20 protein-coding genes and 4 tRNA genes are annotated in these 26,372 nt (G+C 40.3%); 9 read left to right on the top strand and 15 right to left on the bottom strand.

The features are described from left to right. Window positions 1-167: 167 nt before the first annotated feature. Entirely contained in the window at window positions 168-638 is a 471-nt protein-coding gene (gene bfr / locus MSBR3_RS12790; RefSeq protein WP_048108607.1) for a bacterioferritin, read from the bottom strand. A gap of 814 nt (window positions 639-1,452) precedes the next feature. On the opposite strand from bfr, the gene MSBR3_RS12785 reads away from it, so the two are divergent. From MSBR3_RS12785 to tpiA, 7 genes are all read left to right on the top strand, one after another. Then, window positions 1,453-1,839, top strand: a complete 387-nt coding sequence (locus tag MSBR3_RS12785; RefSeq protein WP_048108606.1) for a hypothetical protein — start codon at window positions 1,453-1,455, stop codon at window positions 1,837-1,839. A gap of 637 nt (window positions 1,840-2,476) precedes the next feature. Then, the gene (locus MSBR3_RS12780) at window positions 2,477-3,097 is read left to right on the top strand and encodes a YIP1 family protein (RefSeq protein WP_048108604.1); all 621 of its coding nucleotides are present in this window, start codon (window positions 2,477-2,479) and stop codon (window positions 3,095-3,097) included. A 127-nt stretch (window positions 3,098-3,224) separates the two neighbouring features. After that, a tRNA-Cys gene (locus tag MSBR3_RS12775) sits at window positions 3,225-3,296 on the top strand. Window positions 3,297-3,360: 64 nt separating this feature from the next. Then, window positions 3,361-3,432, top strand: a tRNA-Cys gene (locus MSBR3_RS12770). Window positions 3,433-3,560: 128 nt separating this feature from the next. Next, complete coding sequence (locus tag MSBR3_RS12765; RefSeq protein ID WP_048108603.1) at window positions 3,561-4,175, top strand: endonuclease III domain-containing protein; 615 nt, start codon at window positions 3,561-3,563, stop codon at window positions 4,173-4,175. Between the two features lie 258 nt (window positions 4,176-4,433). Beyond that, complete coding sequence (locus tag MSBR3_RS12760) at window positions 4,434-5,612, top strand: bifunctional 5,6,7,8-tetrahydromethanopterin hydro-lyase/3-hexulose-6-phosphate synthase (RefSeq protein ID WP_048108602.1); 1,179 nt, start codon at window positions 4,434-4,436, stop codon at window positions 5,610-5,612. Window positions 5,613-5,777: 165 nt separating this feature from the next. Next, entirely contained in the window at window positions 5,778-6,446 is a 669-nt protein-coding gene (tpiA, locus tag MSBR3_RS12755; protein WP_048108601.1) for a triose-phosphate isomerase, read from the top strand. Here tpiA and MSBR3_RS12750 read toward each other — a convergent pair. The 10 genes from MSBR3_RS12750 to MSBR3_RS12705 all read right to left on the bottom strand — a co-directional run bounded on the left by MSBR3_RS12750 (window position 6,443) and on the right by MSBR3_RS12705 (window position 20,938). Beyond that, window positions 6,443-9,217 carry a HEAT repeat domain-containing protein gene (locus tag MSBR3_RS12750; RefSeq protein WP_048108600.1) on the bottom strand — a complete coding sequence of 925 codons (2,775 nt, stop codon included), beginning with the start codon at window positions 9,215-9,217 and terminating at the stop codon, window positions 6,443-6,445. The genes tpiA and MSBR3_RS12750 overlap by 4 nt on opposite strands. Before the next feature lie 838 nt (window positions 9,218-10,055). Then, entirely contained in the window at window positions 10,056-10,940 is an 885-nt protein-coding gene (locus tag MSBR3_RS12745) for an ABC transporter ATP-binding protein (RefSeq protein ID WP_230627462.1), read from the bottom strand. Then, complete coding sequence (locus tag MSBR3_RS12740) at window positions 10,937-12,007, bottom strand: FecCD family ABC transporter permease (RefSeq protein WP_052723401.1); 1,071 nt, start codon at window positions 12,005-12,007, stop codon at window positions 10,937-10,939. The genes MSBR3_RS12745 and MSBR3_RS12740 overlap by 4 nt, the downstream gene beginning before the upstream one ends. Before the next feature lie 14 nt (window positions 12,008-12,021). After that, entirely contained in the window at window positions 12,022-13,338 is a 1,317-nt protein-coding gene (locus tag MSBR3_RS12735; RefSeq protein ID WP_230627460.1) for an iron ABC transporter substrate-binding protein, read from the bottom strand. Between the two features lie 603 nt (window positions 13,339-13,941). Then, window positions 13,942-15,495, bottom strand: a complete 1,554-nt coding sequence (locus tag MSBR3_RS12730) for a HEAT repeat domain-containing protein (protein ID WP_048108599.1) — start codon at window positions 15,493-15,495, stop codon at window positions 13,942-13,944. Window positions 15,496-15,589: 94 nt separating this feature from the next. Continuing rightward, entirely contained in the window at window positions 15,590-17,176 is a 1,587-nt protein-coding gene (locus tag MSBR3_RS12725; protein ID WP_080942299.1) for a prephenate dehydrogenase, read from the bottom strand. Next, entirely contained in the window at window positions 17,173-18,015 is an 843-nt protein-coding gene (locus tag MSBR3_RS12720) for a shikimate dehydrogenase (RefSeq protein WP_048108597.1), read from the bottom strand. The genes MSBR3_RS12725 and MSBR3_RS12720 overlap by 4 nt, the downstream gene beginning before the upstream one ends. After that, a complete protein-coding gene (aroD, locus tag MSBR3_RS12715; protein WP_048108595.1) occupies window positions 18,012-18,755 on the bottom strand; it encodes a type I 3-dehydroquinate dehydratase in 744 nt (247 codons plus the stop codon). The genes MSBR3_RS12720 and aroD overlap by 4 nt, the downstream gene beginning before the upstream one ends. A 144-nt stretch (window positions 18,756-18,899) precedes the next feature. Then, window positions 18,900-20,042, bottom strand: a complete 1,143-nt coding sequence (locus tag MSBR3_RS12710) for a 3-dehydroquinate synthase II (protein ID WP_048108593.1) — start codon at window positions 20,040-20,042, stop codon at window positions 18,900-18,902. A 98-nt stretch (window positions 20,043-20,140) separates the two neighbouring features. Next, the gene (locus MSBR3_RS12705) at window positions 20,141-20,938 is read right to left on the bottom strand and encodes a 2-amino-3,7-dideoxy-D-threo-hept-6-ulosonate synthase (protein WP_048108592.1); all 798 of its coding nucleotides are present in this window, start codon (window positions 20,936-20,938) and stop codon (window positions 20,141-20,143) included. A gap of 593 nt (window positions 20,939-21,531) precedes the next feature. Here MSBR3_RS12705 and MSBR3_RS12700 point away from each other — a divergent pair. Then, window positions 21,532-22,101: a GMP synthase subunit A gene (locus tag MSBR3_RS12700; protein ID WP_048108591.1), complete on the top strand. Its 570-nt coding sequence runs from the start codon at window positions 21,532-21,534 to the stop codon at window positions 22,099-22,101. A gap of 335 nt (window positions 22,102-22,436) precedes the next feature. On the opposite strand, the gene MSBR3_RS12695 is transcribed toward MSBR3_RS12700, so the two are convergent. The 3 genes from MSBR3_RS12695 to MSBR3_RS12685 form a co-directional block, all read right to left on the bottom strand. Next, window positions 22,437-23,768, bottom strand: coding sequence for a signal recognition particle protein Srp54 (locus MSBR3_RS12695; protein ID WP_048108590.1), 1,332 nt, complete (start codon window positions 23,766-23,768; stop codon window positions 22,437-22,439). A 275-nt stretch (window positions 23,769-24,043) separates the two neighbouring features. Further along, window positions 24,044-24,118: transfer RNA gene (locus MSBR3_RS12690), tRNA-Met, on the bottom strand. 63 nt (window positions 24,119-24,181) lie between these two features. Further along, window positions 24,182-24,256 (bottom strand) — tRNA-Met (locus MSBR3_RS12685). Window positions 24,257-24,513: 257 nt separating this feature from the next. Between MSBR3_RS12685 and MSBR3_RS12680 the strand changes: the two genes are divergently transcribed. Further along, window positions 24,514-24,705 (top strand): hypothetical protein, encoded by a 192-nt coding sequence (locus tag MSBR3_RS12680; protein ID WP_048110483.1) that lies wholly within the window; start codon window positions 24,514-24,516, stop codon window positions 24,703-24,705. A 217-nt stretch (window positions 24,706-24,922) separates the two neighbouring features. On the opposite strand, the gene MSBR3_RS12675 is transcribed toward MSBR3_RS12680, so the two are convergent. Next, on the bottom strand, window positions 24,923-25,789 hold the full coding sequence (locus MSBR3_RS12675; RefSeq protein ID WP_048108589.1) for a protease inhibitor I42 family protein: 867 nt from the start codon (window positions 25,787-25,789) through the stop codon (window positions 24,923-24,925). Window positions 25,790-26,372 lie beyond the last annotated feature (583 nt).

Below are 26,372 nucleotides of genomic sequence, written 5' to 3'. Positions count from 1 at the left end.
CGATCCCAATGCGAAAATTGGACTACACATAAATATCTTTAGCTTTCTTGTATAAGTTCACTTAGATCAACATACTTGAGGTACTGAGAATTTCTTGCTCTTGATCAGGGCTTTTTCATGATATTCTCATCAATACTTTAAAAGGGTAGGATGCAGTAGCATCACCCTTATTCGTAGATTTGCTGAGCCAGATAATTCTGGACACCTATCTGGTTGATCTGGTCAAGTTGGGCTTCGATCCAGTCAATATGTTCTGTTTCTTCCTTCAGGAGTGACTCGAGAAGCATTTTAGTGTCGTTGTCTCCTAACTCCGTTGCCAACTTTATGCCCTTATTGTACTCCTGAATAGCTCCTTCTTCGGCCCAGTGGTCATGATCATGCATTTCCGGTACTTGACCGCCGATACGAATTTCGCTCAAATTGCTGACTATTGGCTTCCCTTCAAGGAAGAGGATACGTTCGATCAATTTTTCTGCGTGTTTCATCTCGGTAATTGCCCGCTTCTCGATTACTTCGCCCAGCCTGTCATAGTTCCAGTTTTCGCACATTTCGGCATGGACAAAGTACTGGTTGATAGCAGCTAATTCATCTGCCAAACGTGCATTTAGACAATCGATTAGTTTCTGATCTCCTTTCAAACATATACCCCCTTGCAAAAAAAATTATATTTTTTTATTTATACTTAAGCTTTACAATACATTTTAACATACTTGGTTTGAATTTTTATGTACTGCTTGGCTCTCGAAAGTACTACCATAAGATCCTTCACTTCTTTTTCTTATAGTTTAAGGGAACTCTGCTGTTAACAATATTTTGTTGACAAAATTTAAAATTTACAACTTTTTGCTTAGACAAGCAACGTTATTGAGTATAGGCCTGGACCCTGTCTCCCCTGAATATTATGAGCACATGTTATATAAACAAACCGAATATAAATAGGCGACCTGTTAATAAAATAAGAATTCTTGATCCATAAAACATCCTATAGAAATTTAAGCGTCAATCTCTTGAGCAAAAGGAAATTCTAATTTCTAGAAGAGTTAAATTGTTCATAAAATTAAAAGATACTTAAAACTATTTATCAGATTTAAATTATCAGATTTAAATTGATGCTGTTTCTGGAGTTCGTTGTTTCTTTTTTAGTTTTCTCTGCCACTTCTCGTTATTAACTCTGCCACTTCTCGTTATTAACTCTGCCACTTCTCGTTATTAACTCTGCCACTTCTCGTTATTAACTCTACCACTTCTTGTTATTAACTTACTACTTCTCGTTATCAACTCTACACTTTCTTATTAACAATTCATAGTCTCAGGTATAGCTTAATGTTTAACATCCTCTTTAACTGCCAGATTCTATGCTAAAATTTGGATATTTTGAATATTATAAAAATCGTCTAAAACTGTTAAATATAATGAAGCCTTTTATTATTATTATTATTATGGGGATGTAATATGGCTGATGAAAATAAAATTAGTCAAGATAGTGAGAGTAAGTTCAGGTATAGACTTGGTAAGTGGCTTCTTAGTAGAGATGAATGCGTCTTCATGAATGTAATAGAGCAGAACCGGAATGATGAAGCCATACGTCAACACTTAATCGGATCAGTTACTAATTGGGTAAGCAGAAAGGAAGAACTAGTAACACAAGAAACGGTTTCTGAGATGTGCGAGTTTATTAAGAGTGAAAATGAAGCCCTTTACTTCCGTTTAATGGAAAAATGCGCTCTAAAAGGGATAAGCGTGGGTGAAGGTCTATTTGAAGCACTGAGCATGTGTAAGTGTGAAGAAGCAATAACTAATCCTCAATGTGAAATAACTGACGACGAATCTGGTATGTGAGAGCTCTGGCTTGCTTGTAGTTTTTTGATATTTTAGACTATGTTTTTTGATATTTTAGACTATGTTATTTGATATTTTAGACTATGTTATTTGATATTTTAGACTATGTTATTTGATATTTTAGACTATGTTATTTGATATTTTAGACTATGTTATTTGATATTTTAGACTATGTTATTTGATATTTTAGACTATGTTATTTGATATTTTAGACTATGTTATTTGATATTTTAGACTATGTTATTTGATATTTTATTTAGTCATCATAGTTCGTGTTCGCTGAGGTTTTCTATATTATGTGCCTTTACTGTTTGCGGGCTTATAATGAATTTCTTCTTAGTCTCCTTACCTTATTACTCTAATTTGACAGAAAAATAAAAATTAAAATGAAAAAAGGAGCTTCATGCTCCTGTTTTCCCCCTACATTTGATGTTTCTGTGTATCGTTCTCGATTTTTTGCAATTTTCATTTTTCCGAAAAATTCTGCGTCAATACTATACGTTTTTTGTAGAAAGATACTTTGTCAATTTATAAATTCTGTCAAATTTGGGTTATTAGGACCAATTAGGTCTTATCAGATTATTTTTAATAAATTTGTTTAAATAAAAATTAAGCCTATATTTATTGGGGGTAACTTATGGGTTATATTGAAACATGGAAAGAGGTAATGCAAAGACCATCTGACTTTTACAGAGGAATGCCTAAGACCGGAGGGTATACTGATCCACTTACTTTCGCAGCAATCAGTTTCATCATATATGCGCTTTTAGCTGCACTTTTAACCGTTCTCTTTGGCTCCGGAACACATATGGGTGGCATGTATGATGGAATGTATGAGGGTATGTACGGTAGTGTGAGAGGACTTGGCTTTTTCGCAATACTTATGACTGTGATCTTAACACCTATTGCAGGTATCATTTCTCTTTTTATTGAAGCTGCAATACTATATATCATTTATAAAGTACTTGGAGGAGTGGGAAGTTACGAAGGTACTGTAAGATTTATTTCTTATGCAACTGCTGTAATGGTACTTTCCTGGATCCCCATTATAGGCTGGATTGCCGGAATTTACGAGATATATCTCTATATTGTGGGTGGAATGTATGTCCATGAGGTAAGCATGCTAAGGTCTGCAATAGCTGTACTGCTACCAATGTTACTTGTAATCCTGCTTATAGCCATAGTTATGGCATGGCTATTTGCTTTCTCGGGATTATTCTTCTCCAGGATTTTTTCTAATGGGGTTATCCTTTTATAAGAAGAACTCCTTTTATTTTTGGAACATGTTCTCTTTAAAAATTTAAAAACCGATTGCCTCGAACTAAATATTTATATATTAGAAATTACTTTAATTGAAGCTACACGAGCAACACGTGATCAAGAATGCCAAGATGGCGGAGCGGCTACGCAATCGCCTGCAGAGCGATTCCATTCCGGTTCGAATCCGGATCTTGGCTTCTTCTCTACACGACTTATTGTTTTAAAATTACTTAATTGAGTACTTAAACAAATCTGCAAAATGCCAAGATGGCGGAGCGGCTACGCAATCGCCTGCAGAGCGATTCCATTCCGGTTCGAATCCGGATCTTGGCTTTCTTTTAAAACTGATCTTTTTCCCAGAACTTTTAACTTCCTGACTTCTTGACGTGTATTTGGAGATTACTTTAATCAGGTTCAAATTCAAACCTTAATTTTATATTAGGGAAGATCGATTTTTGAGCATGGACATTGACAAACTCATGCAGAGGCTCTTTGAACTTTATCCTGAAGCAGCTACCGATAGCTTTATAGATCCTTTTTTTTCGTTAATTTCCACTGTGATGTCCCATAGAACCAGGGATGATGTCACCTATCCTGCAGCTAGCAGACTTTTTGAGAGCTTTTCGACGCCTGAAGAAATGGTCAGAGCTGATGTTAGCGAGATTGAAACTCTTATAAAAGATGTGGGCTTTTACAGGGTTAAAGCAGGAAGAATACAGGAAATTTCCAGACTTCTTCTGGAGAAATATGATGGCAGGGTTCCTGACAATATGGAAGCTCTTCTTGAACTGCCTGGTGTCGGCAGAAAAACTGCTAACTGTGTGCTTGCCCATGCTTTCCTTAAGGACGCTCTTGCCGTAGATACTCATGTTCACAGGATTTCTAACAGGCTCGGTCTTGTAGAGACAAAAACTCCTGAGGAAACTGAAGCTGAATTAAAAAAGATCTTTCCACAGAAAGATTGGAGATATATAAATCTCCTGCTCGTAAAATTAGGGCAAAATACCTGCCGCCCTATTTCTCCCAGGTGCAAAACATGTACTCTTAATGATATCTGTCCTAAAATTCTCCTTTAACAGGGAGCTTTCTGTGGTTCCGGAAATTTCAAAGTCAAACTCCGAAATCAAATGCTTTGGCTCTCTCTGTGACTCTATCAGGGCTGCGGAAAAAACCTATGAGATGATACGAGATTATTTATATAAGGCTGGCATTTAGCAGGCAAAAGGGTTATTCGTATCCTTAGTTGATAATAAATTAATTCCATATATATACAGTATCCACACTGTTATCAATACTCAGAATTATATCATTTATCACACTTTACGAGGTCAAATATGTTTCAAATAGGAGAAGCTTTAATGGGGCAGGGTGCAGAACTTGCCCATGTTGATTTGATGATAGGAGACAAGGGAGGCCCCGTAGGGCAAGCTTTTGCAAACGGTCTGACTCAGCTTTCAGTCGGACATACTCCACTCCTTTCCGTTATCAGGCCCAATCTGCCTCCAAAACCTTCGACCCTCATTATTCCGAAGGTTACGGTAAAAAATATGGATCAGGCAGGAAAAATTTTCGGACCTGCTCAGTCAGCTGTTGCAAAAGCAGTAGCAGACTCAGTAGAAGAAGGCGTAATCTCAAAGGACCAGGTTGAAGAACTTGTTATTGTAGTCAGTGTCTTTATTCATCCTGATGCCCAGGATTACAACAAGATCTACAGGTATAATTACGGAGCTACAAAACTTGCAATCAAACGTGCTCTTGAAGGCTTCCCGGACATTAACACAGTTCTTGAGGAAAGCAACAAGTCTACCCATGCTATTATGGGATTCAAGGTTACAAGGCTCTGGGATCCACCTTACCTGCAGGTTGCTTTTGACAATCCTGACATCGAATTTGTGCAATCTGCTATTTCCCAGATTCCTAAAAGCGATCACGTTATTATCGAAGCAGGCACACCTCTTATCAAACGTTACGGTATGGATGTCATTTCAAAAATCAGACAGGTTAGACCTGATGCCTTCATAGTTGCTGACCTGAAGACTCTGGATACCGGAAACCTTGAAGCAAGAATGGTTGCCGATGCTGCAGGAGACGCTATTGTAGTCTCAGCTCTTGCTCCGATCAACACAATTGACAAGCTTATCGAGGAAGCTCATAAGACAGGTATTTATGCTGTCATGGATACACTTAATCAGCGCGATCCAATTTCTGTCTTAAAGCAGCTTAAGGTCATGCCTGATGTCATTGAACTCCATCGTGGAATCGACATTGAGGCCACTGAACATGCATGGGGCGATATCGCCGAAATCAAGAAGGTTGCTCCAAAGACTCTGGTTGCTGTTGCAGGCGGGGTCCGTCTTGATAAAGTGCCTGTAGCTCTTAGCCAGGGTGCTGACATCCTTGTTGTCGGACGTGCGATTACTAACGCAAAAGACATAAGGGAAGTTGCCGAGCAGTTTATCAACAGCCTTAACAAACCGGAAATTGACCAGTTCAGGGTTATGACTGACTTCTGAGTAGGTTTAAAGCAGGTTTAAAAATTTCCCGAAAAGGTTGCTGAAAATCTGCTGCTAAAACCTACCGTTAAAGGGAAAATCATGCAGTAGTTTCGGCAGAAACTTTTAGAGAAAGCGTTAATATCCACGCTTTCCATTTCTTTTTAAACTTCAAGAGGGGATTTTTTGGGTTTACCATTCATTGTATTGAACTATAAAACTTATTTACAGGGTACAGGTCAGGGAGCAGTGGAAATTGCAAAGGCCTGTAAAGCCGTATCCGAAGATTCAGGTATCGAGATAGCAGTAGCCCCGCAGCTTCCGGACATTTATAGGGTAGCCTCGGAAGTTGAACTGCCGGTTTTTTCCCAGCATCTGGATGGGATAGGAGCAGGAAGTTTTACAGGCCATGTTTTCGGAAAATCCATAAAAGATGCAGGTGCTGTAGGGACTCTGATCAACCACTCTGAGAAGCGTCTAACCCTTGCAGAAATCGAGGCATCGCTAAAAGCTGCAAAAAAATTCGGGCTCAGGTCAGTTATCTGCACTAATAATGTCCCGACAACTGCAGCAGCTGCAGCCCTGGGTCCGGATTATGTTGCAATCGAGCCCCCAGAGCTTATAGGGAGCGGAATCCCTGTCTCAAAAGCCGATCCTGAAGTTGTTAGCGGTTCAGTTGAAGCAGTTGCAAAAATTAATTCCCAGGTAAAGGTACTCTGCGGAGCTGGAATTTCCAAAGGTGAAGATCTAAGGGCAGCTCTTGACCTTGGTTCTCAAGGCGTGCTTTTGGCATCCGGAATTGTGAAAGCTGCAGACCCAAAAGCTGCACTCGAAGATCTTATACGTCTGGTTTAAGTTTTATTTTCTTGAATTTCAGGTTGAACTCTGGTATTTGCCTTCAAGTACTTGGTGAGAGGTCCTACTGCTCTTTCATCTCCAATGTCAATTAGCAGGAACACAGAGTTCTCCCTGATGTTTTTGTTTTCACTACTCAGGCCTCTTGTTAGATGTTCTACTGCTTCTTCTTTTCTATCAATAAGGATATTTGAAGCACAGTCTCTTACTTCTTTATTATTATCTCCCAAAGTTCTGACAAGAGCTTCAGTTGCTTTTTCATCTTTTATCTCTCCCAAAGCAGTAACAGCAGAAAGCCTAATTCCGGAGTTATTATCCTCAAGAGCTTTCTCAAAAGTTCCAATTGCTTTTGGATCATTTATTTTTCCTAAAGCTTCTAAAGCAGTGCATCTGAGTGTTTCGTTTCCGTCCGTTGCAGCACTATTGAGCACGTCCACAGCTGTGGCATCACCTGTGTTCCCAAGGGCCCATGCTGAAGCGATTCTCACGTTTTCGTCTTCATCTTGTAGTCCTGAGGTTAAAGATTTCACTGCTTTTTGGTCCCCTATTGCTCCCAGAGCCAGAGCTGCACTTCGCCTAACTTCTGGATCTTCATTAGATAACAGTTGGATCAGAGGTTTAACAGCCCTCGGGTTTCTAATTTCTCCCAGAGCAAGGGCTGCGCAACTTTTTACTGAATTGTTTTCACTCAAAGCCATGATAAGGGGTTCTACTGCCCTTTGATCCCCTATTTTTCCGAGGGAAATAGCACTACACTCTTTCACATTGTCGTATTTATCCACTTTCAAGGCAAGTGATAAGGGTTCCACTGCCTTTTCATTCCCTATTTCTCCAAGAGAAAAGGCTGCACAGGCTTTTGTTTCATTGCAGTCTTTGACCAGTATCTCAATAAGAGGTTCAACAGAACTTTCTTCTCTCATTCCTCCCAGTGCAAGTATGGAACTGACTCTCACATAACTCTCTTCATGTTTTAATGCTTCTAAGAGTTTCTCCGGCACTTTCTTATCTTCAGGAGCGACTCCGGAAGCCTCTACATATTTTTTTATGTTTTGCGAGTCTGCTTCCAGTGCATTGATGAGGGGTTCTGTTTCGGAGTCCCCAGTCGCTTCAAATGCTCCTGCTGCCTCCTTCCGGAAGTTAAGGTCTTTTTCTTCGACAGCTTTCGGAAGAGTTTGATCTATTTTTCCGTCACTTTTTTTTCCAGTGAACTCAGTAGAATTTCCTGGTTTTTCCTTAAACATTTCCTCAATTCCTGGAACAGCTCTCTCGTCTCCCATTTCAATAAGCGAAAAAACAATATATTTTCTAACAGTCTTGTTCTGGTTCTCAAGAGATTTTATCAACTCAGGGACTGCAGGTTTTCCTATTTCTACGAGAGCTCTGGCACAACTCAGTCTTGTTTCTTCGTTTTCAGCCGAGAGATTTTGAATGAGAGGTTCTATTGCCCTTTCATCTCCTATATTTCCAAGAGCCCAGGCTGCTGTACTGCTTGTGTATGCATCTTTATCTGAAAGGGCTTCTATAAGGGGCTCAACTGCTGGTTTCCCTATTCCAACGAGAATATCACCAGCACACTGTTTAACATCACTATTTTTATCCTTTAATGCCTGAATAATCGGTTTAGTATTTCTGTCTCCAGTTTCTACAAGGGTTTTTACAGTCATATTCCTGACTTTTTGGTCAGGATCTTTTAATTGCTGGACAAGAACTCCTGTTGCTTCTTCTTCTCCTACTTTCCCAAGAGATTCCACGACAAGATTCCTTACCTCAGGATCTTCGTCCGAAAGAGCGTTTATCAGAGCTTTTTCTGCTCTCTGGTCCCCGATTTCTCCTAATTCCACAACTGCAGTACAGCGGACTTCCTTATCTTTGTCCGAAAGGGTCTGAATCAGGGCGTTTGTTGCTTTATCTTCTCGGAGTTCTCCGAGAGCCATAATGGCTCTCTTTCTTGTTTCTCTGTCTTCGTCATTCAATGCCTTTATCAGGGGTTCAATGGCTTTTTTATCCCCTGTCCTTCCGAGGGCTTCTACAGCATTTCTTCGAACTTTTCCGTCCTCGTCTGAAAGGGCTTGAATCAGAGATTCTTCGGCTTTTTCTCCTCCAAGTTTTCCTAGAGCTTTTGCTGCACTGGATCTCACTTCACTATTGTTATCTTCCATACTCAGGCAGAGGGCTTCAATAATTTTCTCTTTTTCTACATCTCCTGAGAATATGGTCTCTTTCCAGTTGGCTTCCTCTGAAGAAGAACCTGCCTTTTCAATTTCTCCAAGAGCCCAGGCTGAATTGGAGCGTACTCTTTCGTTTTTGTCTGAAAGCGCCTGAATTAGTTGTTTTTCTGCTCTCTGGCTTCTTGCATTACCAAGAGCTAGAGCTGCACTACCTCTAACTTTCGGGTCTTCGTCCTGTAAAAGGTTTACTATCGCTTTTTCTGCTTTTTGCCCGCCAATGTTTCCAAGAGCCAGAGCGGTTTCACACCTTACTTCCGGGTTTTCGGAGTCAATAACTTCTATAAGAGGATCTACAGCTTCTTCTCCTATTTCTTCCAGAGCAAACCTGGCCTCTTTTCTGGAGTCTATATCCTCATTTCCCAATTTCTTTATTAGAGGCTCTATTATAGCCTGTTGAGTTTTTGACTCATTCATATCCAAAATAGTTGTTCCGTTGGGGTTTTCATAGGGATTTTTTATGTTGCCTTCGCTAACTCCGGAAGCAACTCCAACCAGTGTCAGTGTGAATAGTAACAGTACGATTTTAGGCACTGAAGGATTCATATCTTATACCGTTTCCATAAATTCGATATTAGTTTGATTTTGAAATTCGGATCTTAAGTTTCGTAGATATCTTACAAAATAAAATATCCTAATTAACGTTAAATAAATATCATAGTCTATTTTTAGTATATGTTTAGCTTCTTGTGATTCACTTACGCAAATTTTCGCAAAACAAATTTCCGAGAATTATTATTCTTACCATGAGAAGGTACCTGATAAGAAATACACTTAAATTACGAAAAGTGATGTGTTGAAGATATTATATAACAATTTTAATAACTTCCATATCTAGTATTAATTAATCTGATTTTTACTTTACTATTTATGACTAAAAGTTCGTTAATTAATACAACATGTTATGAAAAAACCTTTTTTAAGAATCCGTACTGGAAAATATATCCTCAAATATTAATAGCAATATATTGTTGGCAGTTAGTTCTAGCTTCCAGAAAGCATCTTTAAGAGCCTTTCAATTCTACGACTGCTATAGATATTTTTTAAGTATTTTCCAGGGTTTTACCTTTTTTCAAAGATCGAAAAATGTCAGGCAATTAACGGTTAACATGAGACTGCATCAGGAAATCATTATTCTCTGTTTTTAACTAACAGTTCTGCTGTTCTAACTAATAACTCAATTTTTAAATAGTTTTGGAATTATCAGAAATGTTTTTTCCGACTTAGCTAATGATAAAATAATTAAAATATTCTGGTATTTGGGTAAGAATTATTACCCTTTCGGCTAAAAATTCCCTCCAGTAAATAAAAAATCAAAAATACTTTTCAATCTAATGTTTATATACTGATTCTAAAACTTATACTATGAAGGCTTCTCCGAAGTTCATATTTCAGGAATAATCATTCTTTTTCCTTTATGTTCCAGTATATCGACGTTTATTCCATATGCTTGTTTTATCTTTTCAGGAGTCATCACCTTTTCCGGGACTCCGGAACAAATTATATTTCCCTCAGGGAATGCCAGCGTACTCTCATTTTCAGGAGAAGCATCCGGGCTATCATATGGGTTGGCAAAATTTCCGTTTTCGAATTCATGCAGTTTTCTCAGGAGAATAATTTCATCAGAAAATAGAAGAGCATGGTTTGGCTCGTGCAGAGTCATCAGTACGGTTATATTCCGGGTTCTGGCAAGGTTAATTATAGTTTTCAGGACATGTATCTGGTTTTTCAGGTCAAGGAAGGAAGTTGGCTCATCAAGTAACAGAAAATCAGGCTCCTGGGCAAGAGCTTTTGCAATCATTACCAGTTGTTTTTCTCCTCCACTGATCTGGGTATAGGGCTTCTGTGCAAAGTGCTCTATTCCCATAAATTCCAGTACCTTGCAAGCTTTTTCCACATCTTCTTTCCTGGGGGTTGAAAACACGGAAATATAAGGCATTCGGCCTGTAAGCACAACATCCAGTACGGAAAAAGGAAATGAGGACTTGTGCATCTGGGATACATGCCCCAGAATCCTTGCAAGTTCTCGGTTTGCTATTTCTTCTATATTCCTGCTGTCGATGTACACAGTTCCTTCATTCTGTCTAAGAAAACCGTTTATAATTTTAAGAAGAGTGGTTTTTCCGCAGCCATTAGGGCCTACAAGGGTTACTACAGACCCTTTTCGGATCGAAAAATTGATATTATTCAAAACCAGGTTTTTATCATAGCTTAATGTCAGATTTTCTACGGAAATACCTCTGTTTTTTTGATTCTTTTTTTCGTTCATTCCCATCCCCCTGCTTTTGTAGTTCTTAGAAGATAAAGAAAAAAGGGAGCTCCAAGAAGCGTGGTAATAATACCAACCGGAATTTCAAACCCGAAGGCGGATCTTGAAATATCATCCACAAGGGCCAGGAAAGCAGCTCCAAAGGTGATAGAAAGAGGTATGATCTTCCTGTGGTCTGGACCAAAGATCATTCTAAGTATGTGAGGTACTATCAGGCCCAAAAGCCCGATAATTCCTGCCACGGCCACAGCAGCTGATGCGGCAAGGGATGCAGCTATTATAAATATTGCTTTATACAGTTCGACGTTCATGCCTACTGATTTTGCTTCTTCTTCTCCCAGAGCAAGAACATTAAGTTTCCAGCGCAGGAGATATATGATAAGGCAACCGGTGGCTACCATTGGAAATGAGTCCGAAAACTTTGACCAGCAGGCAGTATGGAGGCAGCCAAGGGTCCAGTAAACAATACTCTGGACGGCTTTTTCGTCAGTCATATACTGAATTATCGAAAGTAAAGCTCCAAAGACAGACGATGTAATAACTCCTGAAAGTATGAGAGCAACAGTTGAAGTCTGCTTTCCTATCCTGGCCATTGTATAGGAAAAACCGAGTGCTACCAGGCTGAAGATAAAAGCCCCTACCTGGGCAGGAAGCTTGGGAATAACTGCAATAGACAGTGCAGCTCCAAAAGCTGCTCCTGAAGAAAGGCCAAGGATATAAGGACTTACGAGTGGATTCCTGAATATCCCCTGAAATGTAGCTCCTGATGTTGAAAGTGCTGCCCCTACTATCATGGCAAGCAGGACTCTTGGGAACCTGATATTGAAGATAACTGTGTCATAAACAGAAGGGTAGCTGTATTCATATGATGTAATATGTGATAAAAGAACCCTGATCAATTCTATAGGAGATAAAGTGTAGGTTCCAAGGAAAATAGAGAAGAAGAAAACAGGTATCGGCAAAAATAAAATGATTGCAAACGCCAGATTTTTCCATTCCAGGAAAAAAGAGATTTCCGGCCTGTGGGCCGGGTATCCATAATTTTCTTCTTTTTTGGGGAACTTCATTTGAACCGTGTCCCTTATGCTTTTTCAAATCCCGGATAGTGTACTCCGTAGATTTCTACGTAATAACTGTCTACTTCCTGTGTAAGGTTGATATTTGCAAACTTGTCCGGATGCAGGTCTTTTGCAACATGCATCATTGCAAGAGGGAGTCTAGGGGAGTGGAAGTCATAGATGAACGGATCTGAGATTTCGTATACTCTTTTGTTTTTCACTGCTGAGATATCTTTCCATGTACTGAAGTCAATTCCATCCACAGTGTCTCCTGAGGTTATGTTTACCGGGTCAAGGTTCTCGTTATTCCACATATATATGACTTCAGGGTTCAACTCAAGCAGAGTTTCAAGGTTCAGGGTTGGATGTTCAATACTCTTTGTTTCGTTTGTCCAGTTATTGAGGATATTTAATCCGCCTGCTTTTTCTATCAGGTCATTTGCCGTACTATTAATACCTGCTGTGCCGTATATGTCACCCCACATCCAGTAAACTGTCGGTTTTTCTTCGGCAGACAAACTTCCGGTTACGTCCGTAACCTTCTCCATATATTTATCCATAATGTCAATCACTTCTTGTCCGCGCTCTTCATTTCCAATGAGTTTACTGAAAGTTTTCATCTGTCTTTGCAGGTCATCAAGGCTGTCAATGAAAACCCCGTACACAGGGACCTTGAGGTTTTCCTCAATTGCTTTTATATCCGCACTATTCCAGTCTGATGCCCAGAGGAAAACAATCTGAGGGTCCACGCTTGCTATTTTTTCATTGCTTGGCTGTTCACTTCCGTTAGAAAGCCTCTTTTTATCATAATTAGGATCTATGGCCCTGAAGAAAGGCGCCTTTGTATCTTCATACCACACAGCACCTATTCCGCTAACCTTATCGGCTCCTCCTACGGCATACATGGAGTTCATGGCGTTTTCAACCAGGAACACGGACCTTTCACATGGATATGGGACTGTTATTTCTCTGCCTATATCGTCAGTGACCGTTATTTTATCAATTTTACCCGAACTGGAACTGCCTCCTGAATTGGAACTACTTCCTTTGTTTCCTGAGCTACTGGTTGCACTGTCCATCTTTTCCGTGGCAGCAGTGTCATTTATCGGAGTTATTTCATTTACCGGTGCAGTGTCATTTGCTTCTGCTTCTTCAGGAGTTATTCTTTGGACAGCATCCTTTTCTAAATTATTCTCCTTTTCCTTGGCCTGAGAAATATTTTCGGTAACCTGATCTGTACCTGTTTTTTCTTTATCTTCCGAACTACCCGTACAGCCGCTTAAAAAAACTGAGACAAGTAATATAATGGCAACAAAGAAAACTTTAGTTTTTGTATTCATTTTTGGAACCTCTCTGAACCTCTTTCATTTTCCTGAGCAGCTTCATTTTCTGCAACCGTTAACTGCTATTTCTCTCAAACTTTTCGTTTTCTAGTCTTAATACTTTATATCACTATTATTCCATTAGTTCCTAAAAATAAGAAAAAAAAGTAATTTAATGTTACTTCTATATCTTAATGTAATACTATTGCTTATTTAAATTTATTGAGGTAAACTAGAATAGATAAATTTATATGTCGCGTACTTACCTAACTCTTTATTTTTTCCTGGCAATTGTTGTCTTTATGTGGAGAACTGTTGTCAAAATGTCAGAAAAGTGAGAAAGCTTCCGAATACAGCCGCATTTCCAGAATCAGATTTTTTAAGTTTCAGGTTTTTCAGTTTTGTGAAGATTCTCATCAAAAACCATATGAAAATTTTACTAAATTAGTTGGTGAAAGCAATTTTATATAGATACCTGAAAAAATATCTGAAAAGTAATTGCACCTTATAGCAGAGAACTATACTGAGTCTAAATAGATGTATACCTAACCCAAATTTTTGAATAGCTTTGAATAAAAAAGAATGAGGCTTTTGAGCCGATTTTTTGCAACTTCTTTAAAATTACTTATAAGCCTCAACAAGAGGTTTAACTGACCTCTGATCTCCAATTTCAATAAGGATTAGGGCTGTTTCAGCTTTGAGTTTCTTGTCTTCCGTTTTCAAATTTTCTATAAGGGGATCGACAGCCAATTCGCCCATGTCTATGAGAGCTTCTCTGGATATAGCCCCAAACTCTTGATCTTCCAGTTTTCCTACAACCATTTTTGCAGTTTCCTGGTCTTTTGTTTTGCTGAGTGCAAGAAAAGCTGCATTTCTAATATCTGCATCCATAGTTTTGTCATCAAATATTTTTTTGAGCGTTTCTACAGCTTTGGAATCCTCTATATTCCCCAGGGCTGAAACTGCTGCTACCCTGACTTCAAGCTCCTCTTCTTTATCGGTTATTATATCGATTAAAGTCTCAGTGGCGTTAGTGCTCCCGATTTCTCCAATGGCAAGGATAGCGCTTTTTCGGACATCAGTATTTGCGTTCAAGGAATTACTTTTTTTTCCTTCTGTACTCTTTCCGGTTTCCAGGATATCCATTAAGGGTTTTACTGCAGTCTCGTTGCCTATTTCTCCGAGCACAAGAGCTGCACTACTTCTTACTTTGATTCTCTGGTCTCTTAGTCTATCTATAAGATAAGGTACTGAATTTTCGTCTCCCATTCTCCCAAGCGCAATTGCAGAGCTACCTTTAACATATTCGTTATCGCCATCTTTCATTTGTTTTCTTAGAATTTCTACTGCCCTTTCGTCCCCAATTTTTCCAAGTGCAATTGCTGCACTGGCTTGCGCAGGCGGATAATCTCTCGTCAGAATTCCAATTATGGGATCTACTGCAGCTTCTTCTTTCATTTCTCCAAGAGCCATCATAGCTGCAACTCTTGTGCTTCCTTTATTGCTTTTAAGAGCTTTAATAAGTTTTTCGGTTTCGCTTCCCGGTTCTTCAGGTCCAAAGTCCGAAAGCGCAAAAGGTATATATATACTTGAATTCTGTGTTTCTGATTCAAGAGCTTTCTCAAAAGCGTCCGTTTCTCCCCTCTGTTCCGCCCTGGCGGAGTCCATAGAAATGGAATCTGCAATGTACTTTCTTGTGGCTTTATCTTTTTCTTCTATGGCCTGCAGAATGCCCTCTGAGAGTCCTTGTTTCCATTCTTCATCTTTACTCTCGTTTGCAGCTTTATTCGAGGCCTCAATTTTCCTAAAGTTTTCAGAAAGGATATTTTCTGCTCTGTCATCCCCGGTTTCAAGAAGCGCGAGAAGCATGTAACTGTTTACTTCTTCAGAGCTCGAATTCTCTAACTCGATTTTGTCAACAAGACTATTTGCCGCAGGACCACCAAGCTTCCCAAGTTCAGATGCAGCATTCAATCTTGCTTCATGGTTGCCAGCTTCCAGCCTATTAATAAGATTTACGATAGAACCGCCGCTTGAAACTCCAGCTTCGGTCTGTATGTATGTTTCATTTCCCCTGACTTCAATAAACCTATCACTATTTGCAAGAAGTGAAAAAAATATAGAAAGAGTGATAAGTGCAAATAAAAGAGAGACTCTCCATCTAACTCCAGACATTACATTATCTTTTTTTTTATTGTTTATATTACTTTCTATCTTTATTAATACGGATGACGTGGGTTTTTAAGGAAAAAGTCTTTTCCTTTTTGTCTCAGATTTTCCTTTCTGTCTCAGGTTTTCCTTTTTGTTTCAGATTTTTCTCTCTTATTCTGCACCCAAGACCGCAAAGGAGCGATGTGACATCAGCTTCGACAGAACTAGCGTTACAATCCCCAAAAACCGTTATTCTGTAAGTAACTCCAAGTCTTTTTGTTTCTTCTCTTTCTTTTTTAGTTCCTATTAGGTTAAATTTTTTATAATTATCCCAGTTCCCCTTATAATCTCCCCAGTTCCCCTTATAATCTTCCCAATTTTCTTTACAATATTCCCGATTAGTCCTTTTGTGGTCTCCCAGATTAATACCTTTATACATATCACTAATTTCGCAGGCTGCAAGCTGTTTGTTAGTGTTTATAGCGTTAAGGATAACTACAGGGTCAGCCCCTTTAGGGATAAGGACTGAAATATCCCTTGTAGAATGTTCGAGGTTTTCTTTTCTCCATTTCCACAATTCGGATTCCGAAAGCATGCGAAGATTTTCAAGCTTGAGTTTTACAAATTTATTTTTTATATGAAGGGAAGTGCCTTTTGATACCAGTTTTGTCAGAACGATCTCGTCCAGTCCTGCTTTTTCCAGGGTACCTACATGGATTTTTCCCGAATAGATATGGAAAAAGCCACAAACCTTTCCAACAGAATTCAGGATGGTCTCGTACTCAGTTATTCTGGAATTAATCAGTTTGTCCGATTTACGCAGGGCATGAGCAGTATCCCCGTACTTACGAGCAGCAGCTTTCATCTTTTTCACAAAACTTTCTTCGTCATGGGCTCGCACAAGCCTTGAGAGCTCTTCGCACTCCTTGATAAATGCTTCATGAACCTCAAGAACTCCGGTGTTTTCCATCTGGATGAGGGCATATAGATAGGGGTTCTGGCCAAGAATCCTGCCTACAAAGTCCAGCATTATATCATAGACCGGGCTTACGAATTTTTTGGACTTTTTTATATCGAAATCTAATCTGTCAATGGTCGTTCCTATAGTAATATAGGCAAAATGGGTAAGTCCCTGCACAACCGAAACAAGCCTGTCGTGTTCGGCTGCAGTAGTAATCTCAACATGCGCTCCTCCTTCTTCAAAAAGCTCTTTTATTACCGGAAACCACTTCTCCGAACGTCCTTTTACAGGAACAAGAATAACAGTTTGTCCTCTTATTGTAGGAATCGTTGGGCCGAACATTGGATGTGTGCCGAGAATTTCCACTCCTGAAGGAGCAAATTTCCTCATAGCCTCTACAGGTTTTACTTTAATGGAAGTAAAGTCCATAAGGAGGCTTCCGGCTTTCATTTTTGGGGCAATTTCCGCAATAGTCTCTTCAGTTACACTGATGGGCACAGAGACTATTACTATGTCACTTTCAGGAACAGCTTCTTCTAGGTCCGAGGCAAAAGGAACTTCTAATTTCCTTGCAACCTCTGTTTTACCACTTTTTCCCCAGACCGTAACTTCATAACCTCTCTCTTTGAAAAAACGGGTAAACCATTGTCCCATCTCACCGGTTCCGCCAAGGATCAGAACCTTCGTTTTTTCAGGGTTTTGGGCCGTATTGACCTGACTCCCTGGTTTCAGATTAGCACTCAAGCCTGCAAAACCTCCAGAACCGTTTTTTTCATAAGTTCGACTGGAGGTTCGATTCCTGTCCAGAGCTTGAAAGCTTCAGCTCCCTGATAGACAAGCATTGAAACTCCACTCACGGTCTTTGCGCCTGAGGCTTTTGCTTCTCTTAAGAGCCTGGTTTCCAGGGGATTATAGACAATGTCAAAAACAGTAAGGTCAGGATGTAGATCTTCTGCTGTGGCAATCGCAGTGTCCGTGTTCGGGTGCATTCCAAGAGTTGTGGTGTTGATCAGGATATTGGAATCCTGCAACAGGCTTTTTAGTCCGGAGAGCCCTCTCCCGGTTACATTTCCACAAAGGGCTGCAGTTGAGATATCTTTAGCAAGCTCAATTGCCCTTCTTTCTGTACGATTTACTATTGTGATTTCAGCGCCATCGGCTGCAAGCTGAAACGCAATAGCTCTTGCTGCTCCTCCTGCTCCTGCAACTACGATTTTAGACCCCCTTATTTCCACTGCAGAATTCTGAAGTGCCTGCTTTGCTCCTAATCCGTCAGTGTTGTACCCTTTTATTTCTTCATTTTTCCCAAAGACAATAGTGTTTACAGCCCCTATACTTTCGGCCAGTGGATCAGGTTTTATGCAGTCAAGTTTCAAGGCTGCCTCTTTTAAGGGCACTGTCAGGTTCAACCCTCCAAATCCCATAGCTTCAGCCCCAAGAATTGCTTTTTCCAGCTTTTCAGGCTTCACCCTGAAAGCGTGGTAGATACAGTCCATCCCAAGGGCTGAAAAAACAGCATTATGCATTGCAGGAGAAAGGGAATGGGCTATAGGGTCTCCGAATACGCCAAAAACTCGCTTCATTCTAGCAGCTCCATTATTTTCTTTACTTCATCTACCTTAAATTGTCCGGGAGCTGCAGAAACTTCACTATCAACAGCCGAATATGTCAGGACCGAACCATAAAAAGGAGCAATTACCCTTGTATGTTTTCCGAGCTTTCCCATAGCGATCGTACACACAGCGTTTCCTGCCTCCCTGGCATCCAGTGCAACTCTTAACAGGTCCAGTACGTCTCTTCTCGATTGCGGCATAACAGCAAGTTTCGCAATATCTGCTCCTGCCAGAAATGCTTCTTCCAGAATAGTTTTCATTTCTTGGAAAGCCGGAGTTTTCGAAAAGTTATGGGAAGAAACGATTATGGTTTTTCCGTGTGCTCTTGCCATTTTTATTACCTGGTCTCTTGTTTCTCTCCCGGCAGAAAGTTCGATGTCCACTGCATCTGGTCCGTCTTTCAGGGAAAGGAGATTTGTAGAAAGGAGATTTGTTAAAAGTTCAATTCTGTCGTCTTCTTTTCCTTCCCATTTTCCTCCTTCCTTAACTGAGCGATTTGTGAGAATTACTGGAAGTCCGGTTTCGGATTTTACTTTTTGGATTGTTTCTGCAGCTGTTTCCAGGTTTCTGATTCCAAGTAAATCCAGCCGGATTTCTAGAAGGTCGGCTCCCATTTCGACGGCCTTTCTTGAAGCTTCAAGAGGCTTTTCAAGGATTACTGCGACAACGGCAGCTCTTTTCTCAAGATCAAGCTGGCCAATATGAATCATTGTTGCTCCGGTTTTCGTTTTTCCGTTGATTACCGTTTCTTTTTCTGTTTTTCCTTTTCTACTGACAATCTTTCCTTTTTTAGGAGATTATTTCTCTATTAGGGGATTATTTCTCTATTAAGGGATTGTTTCTCTATTAGGGGGTTATTTCTCTATAATAGTCTCTTCGATTTTTTTACCGAAATGTCTGGCTCCTTCCTCCAGGCGAACCAGAACTTCATCGCCTTTCTTGAGTTTGGCGACTGAAATCGGATTTCCATCTTTTCCAACCAGCTTGATAGTTTCGGCATTTTGCAGGATTGCGCTCAGAGTACGATCTCCTACTTTTGCTTCAATAAGCATAAGAGGACGGCTTTCTATCTTGACCCTGCCCACAAAGCCTTCTCTCTGTCTCCCTTTCGAATCGATTATGGTTACCGGATCTCCAGTCCGAAGTTCCGAAAGATAACGGGTTTTATCTCCTATTTTTATATAAGAGTGAACCGCACCTGCATTTACCCTGAATGGTCGAGCTGCCACATACGGGCTGTCATCAGATTCGGAATTTACGAGGAACATCCCGCTTGCCTGAGAACCTATTAGCATGCCTTCTCCTTTTTGCATAAGGTTGCATGTGTCTACACAGACTCGGTCTCCCATTCCAAGAGATTCGACCCGAGTTATAACTGCAGACTCAAGCTCAGTACTTTCGTTTTCCAGTTCTCTTGCAGCCAGGATGGTATCTTTAATTTCCTGAATGTTTCCACTGTCAAGAAGAACGCCATCTGCTCCGGTTTCAAGAGTCTGGAAGGCCAGCCTTGCTTCTTCAGCAGTCTTTACCCCGAAAATTATTTTTACATCATAACGCTGAAGCTCAGCTATCAGATTTTCCAGAGGGATAACCTTCCAGTCCGTGCCTGTCACAATGAGGAAATCGCAGACCTTTCCCAGCTCGGCTGCGAAATTCTCGTAGCGTTTATCCCTGATTATAACATATCCGCCAACAGCCACCTCTTTATCCCTTAGAACAGTTGCTGCGTTTATGTCAAGAGAACCCTGAGTCTCAAGGGGCAAAGGTTTCGTTCCATCGCCTTCTCCTCTCTTTCCAACGACAATAATTTCAGCTCCGGACTTGTTGTCACGGCCAAAGGTTGCTACTGGAATATTTCCCAGTTCCCTAACTTTTCCAACATCTCCTGGGTTTACAAGTATGCAGTCGGCTCCTGATTCAAGGCCTGTCGTAACTCTTTCTTTCTGTTGTTCCCAGCCGCCGTCATCGGCTTTTATCCATACACTTTTTTTCTTCAAAGGTTTCAACCTCGGTATACTTTCTATTTTTACTCAGGCCTTTTCCCCTTTTTTAACTTCCGTTTCAGGTTCTGGTCTTGCTTTTCAATATCTAGCTCTCAATTCAACTGTTCGAGAGCTTCTTCTACAGGTCTTCTATGATGTACAATCTCGCAAATGGCCCGGGTGAGTCTGACAGGGTCCTTATGCTGGAAAACATTTCTTCCGATTGCAGCACCTCTGGCTCCGGCTTCCATTGCTCCGTCAATCATCTCGAGGAGTTCCAGGTCCGTTGAGGTTTTCGGTCCTCCTGCAATAACTACAGGTACAGGGCAGCCTCTGACAACATCTCTGAAGCTATCAGGGTCTCCGGTGTATACTGTTTTTACAACATCAGCTCCGAGTTCGGCCCCTATCCTTGCAGCATGCGCTACATTTACAGGGTCGTGCGGATTTGTGATCTTTTTACCTCTGGGGTACATCATAGTAAGAAGAGGCATACCCCATTCCGTACAGTCTCTGGAAATTTTTCCAAGCTGCTCAAGCTGGTCAGTTTCGGTTTCAGAGCCTACATTTATATGCATGGAAACGGCATCGGCTCCCATCTTAATTACTTCCTCAACTGTACAGACCTGTACCTTGGCATTAGGGTCCGGGCTCAGGGAAGAAGAACCACTGATATGCACGATAAGGCCTATATCATGGCCATATCCCCTATGTCCGTATTTTACCATTCCTTTTTGCATAAGAACGGCGTTTGCTCCTCCTTCGGCAACTCTGTTTACTGTATCAGTGATATTGATAAGCCCGTCAATAGGCCCGTCTGAAATCCCATGGTCCATGGGAATGATGACAATGTTTCTGCTTTCCCGGTTCATCAGCCTTTCTATCCGTATCTTTTTACCGATTTCTGACATCATTAATCTCCTTCTAGCGCAAAATGCTCTCAAATTGTTGCTATATCTACTCGGAAACTCCGTGCTAGTATGTGACACGTTAGCACATTAAATCTATTTAAAGCTATTCCAACTAGCTACGAGACAAGTTATTCACTTTAATATCAACGGATATTCTTGAACTTTTCTGTATAATAATGTACTATAATGATCAAATCTGAAGTTTCTCTTTATTCTGAGTAAATGGTATCATTGAAAATGCACTTCATGTAGGAGGAAAAATAAATTAAATAGCATAGTCTGAGGAAAATAAACCCGTAAATACAGGTTAAGGAAAATAAGCCTGTAAATATAGGTTAAGGAAAATAAGCCTGTAAATATAGGTTAAGGAAAATAAGCCTGTAAATATAGGTTAAGGAAAGTAAACCCGTAAATATAGGTTAAGGAAAATAAATTCAAGAAATTGATTAGTTTTGAAGCCTCTTGATTGCGAAAACAACTCTTAATTCTAAATTTTGGAAGCATACAAGAATTAAAATAGGATAAGATTGGCTAATAGAATAAACTCATAGCATCAAAAATACAATCATACTAAAACAGGAACTGAAGAAACTATGAAAGAGCTGAAAATTCTTGTTGTTAATAATTACGGACAATTTTGCCATCTCATTCATCGGGCTGTTCGAGACCTTGACATGGATACGAAAATAATTCCCAATACAATGCCAATTGAGGATATTCTGGCAGAGGAGCCGGACGGATTAATCCTTAGTGGCGGACCGGAAATGGATAGGGCGGGTTTATGTTTCGACTACGTCCGGGAAATCGATCTCCCTATTCTTGGAATCTGCCTCGGGCATCAGGCAATTGCCCTGGCATATGGAGGACATGTTCATGCAGGGAAAAAAGGCGGATATGCCGAGGTTGAGATAGAAGTGCTCGAAGAAGATGATATTCTGCGTGGACTAGGGCCCAGGACTACAGTGTGGGCTTCCCATGCAGATGAGGTTGCCATTCTGCCTGAGGGCTTTATCCATCTTGCGCGTTCTGATATTTGTGAAATTGAAGCTATGCGCCACCCGACAAAGCCGATTTATGGTGTACAGTGGCATCCTGAGGTTTCCCACACCGAGAAAGGAGAAGAATTGCTTACCAATTTCCTTGAAATTTGTGAAAAATATTAATGTCGATTTTTAACAATCGACATTAGCAATCCATTAGCAGTGAATATTAATAATTGACATTAAAAGTCCATTAGCAATCCATTAGCAGTGAATATTAATAATTGACATTAAAAGTCCATTAGCAATCGACATTAACAATTGACATTAACAATTGACATTAACAATTGACATTAGCAATTAATAAACAATCGACGTTAGCAATCAATATATAATCGATGTTAGCAATCAATAAACAATCGATTATAATCTAAAGAACAAGTATCCCTTAAACTTAGTAACTATAAAAAAGTAAATGCAAACAACGCTATATAAAAATAAGAAAAATTCGGGATAAATTACATCCCCAGTCTTTTCTTCATCATTTTCTGAATGTTGAATTTTCCGCCCCTAAATCCTTTTAGAGCTGTCTGCATGGTTTTGTGATATTTCAGAAGCTCCCTTACTTCTTCAGGGCTACAACCCGAGCCTCTTGAAATCCTTTTGATCCGGGAACCGCCTATGAGCTTGGGGTCAGTCATTTCCTCTTCTGTCATGGAGTCCATGATTATCTTGTAATTTTTCATCTTGTCACTGGTAGCCTGGAACGTCTCATCTGAGAGCTTAACGCCTCCCATTCCGCCCATTCCCAGTGGCAGCATGGACATAATCTGTTTGAGAGGGCCCATCTTGTTCATGGCTTCAAGCTGCTTGTACATGTCTTTGAGAGTGAATCTCCCCTGCATCAGGGCCTCGACATTTACGTCTTCTTCACTCAGGGTCTCTTCAGCCTTTTCCATCAGGCTTTTAAGGTCTCCCATGCCAAGAAGCCTTGAAATGAACCTGTCAGCTTCGAATTTTTCAAAATCTTCCGGTGTTTCTCCGACGCCAATAAAAGCAATAGGGGCTTTTGTTTCGGAAACGGCAGACAGGGCTCCGCCTCCTTTTGCAGTGCCGTCAAGTTTCGTTATGATAACGCCTGTAATTCCTACAGAATCGTTAAAGGCGTGGGCCTGCTGGCTTGCCTGCTGTCCAATACCTGCATCAAGCACCATGAATTTGTGGTTTGGCTTGGCAACGGCGTTGATCCGTTCCATTTCTTCTATCAGATCGGCCTCAAGGGCATGCCGGCCTGCGGTGTCCACAATTTTTATATCGTATTTTTCCAGGGCTTTGAGTCCATTTCTGGTAATTTCGACAGCATCGGGATTGTTTTCCTCTCCATAGAAAGCGACATTAAGCTTCTCACAGAGAGTTTTAAGCTGATGATATGCACCGGGTCGGAAGGTATCTGCGGCGATAACCCCTGCTTTAAGTCCTTTTCTCTGGAAGTAGCGAGCAAGCTTTGCTGTACTGGTAGTTTTTCCGCTTCCCTGAAGCCCAACCATCATTATAGTCTGCGGCTTGAGCTGAATCTCAGCTCCCTTGCCGATAATTTCCATTAGTTCCTGGTATACGATGCGGATTACGTGCTCCCTCGGGTTCATACCTGCAGGAGGGTCTTCTTTCATTGCACGCTCTTTGATTCTCTGGGACATTCCCATAACAAGTTTTACATTCACGTCGGCCTGGAGCAGAGCCCGCTGGATATCTTTTACTACTTCATTGACCGTGCGCTCATCAATTCGCCCCGCGCCGATCAGCTTCTTAAGCGCCCCCTGTAAGGAGTCTCCAAGTTTTTCCATTACCATATGAAAATCATCCTGCTGATTTTTTGAGGATAAATAAAAAGATACTCACACTTTTTTGACCTTGTGTAAGAGAGTAACCTTCCTTAATAAGCCTTAAGTTTCAGTAGCTTAAAATAGGGATCAATAAATGGATTCTATATATAAATCAGTGACCGGCTATAAAAACGTTGCCGGGTATGAATATTTGAACGAGTGTTGTCTGATAGACTCTGAAAAGTGCTAAAACACAGTTAAAACACAAAAACCACAAACAAACTCAGAAAAGAGCTTTACTATAGCGGGGGATGGATTCGAACCATCGGTCTACGGGTTATGAGCCCGTCGGGATCTCCTGGCTACCCCACCCCGCTACCGGGTAATTAAAATCTGAAAATGTGTCAAACCACAAACAAACTCAGAAAAGAGCTTTACTATAGCGGGGGATGGATTCGAACCATCGGTCTACGGGTTATGAGCCCGTCGGGATCTCCTGGCTACCCCACCCCGCTACGGGGTTTTATTTATCAGGCCACCTTGCCTGGGACAACTATCAGAACATACTAATGATCGTTTATATAGCTTTCGCCTGGTCTTCTGATCTTAATAGGTCTATCGTGGAATTCTTCATAGGTCTATCGTGTAACTTATGTATTTCTATCAAAAAATTCTTCAGTTAACTGCAATTTATCATATTTTATATTCTGCTCATTATTTTTCTCAGGCTTTTCCGGAAATATATTTGATACTTCGAACCTTAAATCATATCATGACAAGGTGCATATTCTGTGGAGCTTATTGCGAGGTTAAGTGCGGAGTCTACTGCGAAGGCTATCCTGGAAGCCAGGGAGAAAGAGAAAAGGAAGGTGGTAAGGAAATTCTTGGATGCACACAAATCGGTACATCCTACATCTGCGAAAATTGCCTTAAAGATCTGAAACAGGCTCTTGGATCTCTTTAAAAGGACCAATGGGAGAAGAGCGCGATACCAAGAATACAGTGCTAAGGATGCGATACCAAAAATACGGTGCTAAGAACTCGATACCAAATACAGTGCTAAGAACTCGATACCAAGAATATAGTGCTAAGAATGCAGTGCCAGGTCAAAAGTTAAGATGCCCTTTTCCTCTACTGAATGGGATGAATAAACCTGGAAAAGGGCAGGTATCACCAGTAACTCAGACAACCTTAACGTTGAGTGTGAATTTCTCTTCTTCTCCGGTTAATTTCTCCCAGGGTCTTTTATATATTCCAGTTACTTGCTGGCTGCCTTTAGATACGGCTTTAACTTCCCATAAATGGATCCCTCCAGCGCCCACAAGAGGTTCTTTGATTCCTTCAGGCTGCTCTGGAGGATAATATTCTCCTGAGATATTATTGAGCCCCTGGCTTAGATTGAGTTCCCATGAATAACCTGTGGTCGGGTTTTCCTTAAGCTTGAGGTAAAACGTGCTTCCATTTTCAACACTTATAATTGTTCCGTTGTCAGCTTCGGTTATTATCTGCTGTTTAAATGAACTGGTGTTAGAAGCCTCTTGAGGTCCGTTATCTACGGATAGTTCAAAAGACTCGGTCACTCCATTCACATTTACAGTGTAGTTACCGGCTTTGAGGCCCCTGACTTCAAGGGGAATAGTTTCTGTAAAATTCTTTGTAGCCTGCGTACAGAATGCATCTCTAGGGCGTTTTGTACTGATATTAATATTGAAAACATTTCCTTTGCTTTCATTCTTTATTTCATCTATTTCAGTACATCCGTCAGGCAGGTAGCCTTTTGCTATCACCTGTATCTGTACTGGAAAAGACTCAAGGGTTACAATTTGAACACTCTCCACTTTTGCAGTACCGTATACGTAATCTCCTCCAGTGGTCCCATGACTACTGTTTGTTTCGGTAACTCCCTGACTATCATTTGTTGTATTTCCTGACTCGGTTTTGTTCTGTTCTTCACCAATACAACCGGAAAGAATAATCACAAATGTCGTAAGCAGAACTGTTGTAATTTTCGTGTACTTCCAAAACTTATCGGTTGCTCCTATTTTCATTTTTCCCCTCTTTTTCTCTACTCTTGTTCTCGCTGATACGTTTATGAAAAGATGAGTCTGTTTGGATTTATCCTTTGCTTAAACTTCAGTTCTATTCGTAGCTTTATAGGTTAGTTTTCTTCTTTGTTAATTGAGTTGTCTTGGAATTCTTTTTTGAGAGTTTTCCTTGTCCTTTCTCAAGTAAAGAGCCTGTAGGACCTAATTGAGAGTTGTAACTATTACAGAGGGCATATCTAACATTTTTGAATCCATTTTTGAATCCATTTTTGAATTCGTTTTTGAATTCGTTTTTGAATTCATTTTTGAATTCATTTTTGAATCAGGACATAAGGTAGTGGAATTACGGAGTGCACGCGAACAAAGAACCGACTCATTCTTTATGGTAGAAGGGATCTTACAGACGCTTATGTTCATTCATCTCGAAGCCTTTAAATTTAAAAATCTTCTCTAAAAAACTGAAAACTACTTATTATTTCTTAAGTAAAAGAGACAGTGAAAACTTTGAAAAATGGATGAATAATCTACAGCTCGACATAAAAATAGAAATACATATTGATGTTACAGTTTAAACTTCAAATTTTCT

The sequence above is a fragment of the Methanosarcina barkeri 3 genome, from assembly GCF_000970305.1.
Lineage (GTDB): Archaea > Halobacteriota > Methanosarcinia > Methanosarcinales > Methanosarcinaceae > Methanosarcina > Methanosarcina barkeri_A.
The sequence above is the reverse complement of the archived record's forward strand: the minus strand, read 5'-3'. Positions and strand labels throughout refer to the sequence as shown.

What these genes read in the sequence shown, in the direction of transcription:
- MSBR3_RS12785 (WP_048108606.1), top strand. Translation starts at nt 1,453, where the DNA reads ATGGCTGATGAAAATAAAATTAGTCAAGATAGTGAGAGTAAGTTCAGG.
- MSBR3_RS12780 (WP_048108604.1), top strand. Translation starts at nt 2,477, where the DNA reads ATGGGTTATATTGAAACATGGAAAGAGGTAATGCAAAGACCATCTGAC.
- MSBR3_RS12765 (WP_048108603.1), top strand. Translation starts at nt 3,561, where the DNA reads ATGGACATTGACAAACTCATGCAGAGGCTCTTTGAACTTTATCCTGAA.
- MSBR3_RS12760 (WP_048108602.1), top strand. Translation starts at nt 4,434, where the DNA reads ATGTTTCAAATAGGAGAAGCTTTAATGGGGCAGGGTGCAGAACTTGCC.
- MSBR3_RS12750 (WP_048108600.1), bottom strand. Translation starts at nt 9,217, where the DNA reads ATGAATCCTTCAGTGCCTAAAATCGTACTGTTACTATTCACACTGACA.
- MSBR3_RS12745 (WP_230627462.1), bottom strand. Translation starts at nt 10,940, where the DNA reads ATGAACGAAAAAAAGAATCAAAAAAACAGAGGTATTTCCGTAGAAAAT.
- MSBR3_RS12740 (WP_052723401.1), bottom strand. Translation starts at nt 12,007, where the DNA reads ATGAAGTTCCCCAAAAAAGAAGAAAATTATGGATACCCGGCCCACAGG.
- MSBR3_RS12735 (WP_230627460.1), bottom strand. Translation starts at nt 13,338, where the DNA reads ATGAATACAAAAACTAAAGTTTTCTTTGTTGCCATTATATTACTTGTC.
- MSBR3_RS12730 (WP_048108599.1), bottom strand. Translation starts at nt 15,495, where the DNA reads ATGTCTGGAGTTAGATGGAGAGTCTCTCTTTTATTTGCACTTATCACT.
- MSBR3_RS12720 (WP_048108597.1), bottom strand. Translation starts at nt 18,015, where the DNA reads ATGAAGCGAGTTTTTGGCGTATTCGGAGACCCTATAGCCCATTCCCTT.
- aroD (WP_048108595.1), bottom strand. Translation starts at nt 18,755, where the DNA reads ATGATTCATATTGGCCAGCTTGATCTTGAGAAAAGAGCTGCCGTTGTC.
- MSBR3_RS12705 (WP_048108592.1), bottom strand. Translation starts at nt 20,938, where the DNA reads ATGTCAGAAATCGGTAAAAAGATACGGATAGAAAGGCTGATGAACCGG.
- MSBR3_RS12700 (WP_048108591.1), top strand. Translation starts at nt 21,532, where the DNA reads ATGAAAGAGCTGAAAATTCTTGTTGTTAATAATTACGGACAATTTTGC.
- MSBR3_RS12695 (WP_048108590.1), bottom strand. Translation starts at nt 23,768, where the DNA reads ATGGTAATGGAAAAACTTGGAGACTCCTTACAGGGGGCGCTTAAGAAG.
- MSBR3_RS12680 (WP_048110483.1), top strand. Translation starts at nt 24,514, where the DNA reads ATGACAAGGTGCATATTCTGTGGAGCTTATTGCGAGGTTAAGTGCGGA.
- MSBR3_RS12675 (WP_048108589.1), bottom strand. Translation starts at nt 25,789, where the DNA reads ATGAAAATAGGAGCAACCGATAAGTTTTGGAAGTACACGAAAATTACA.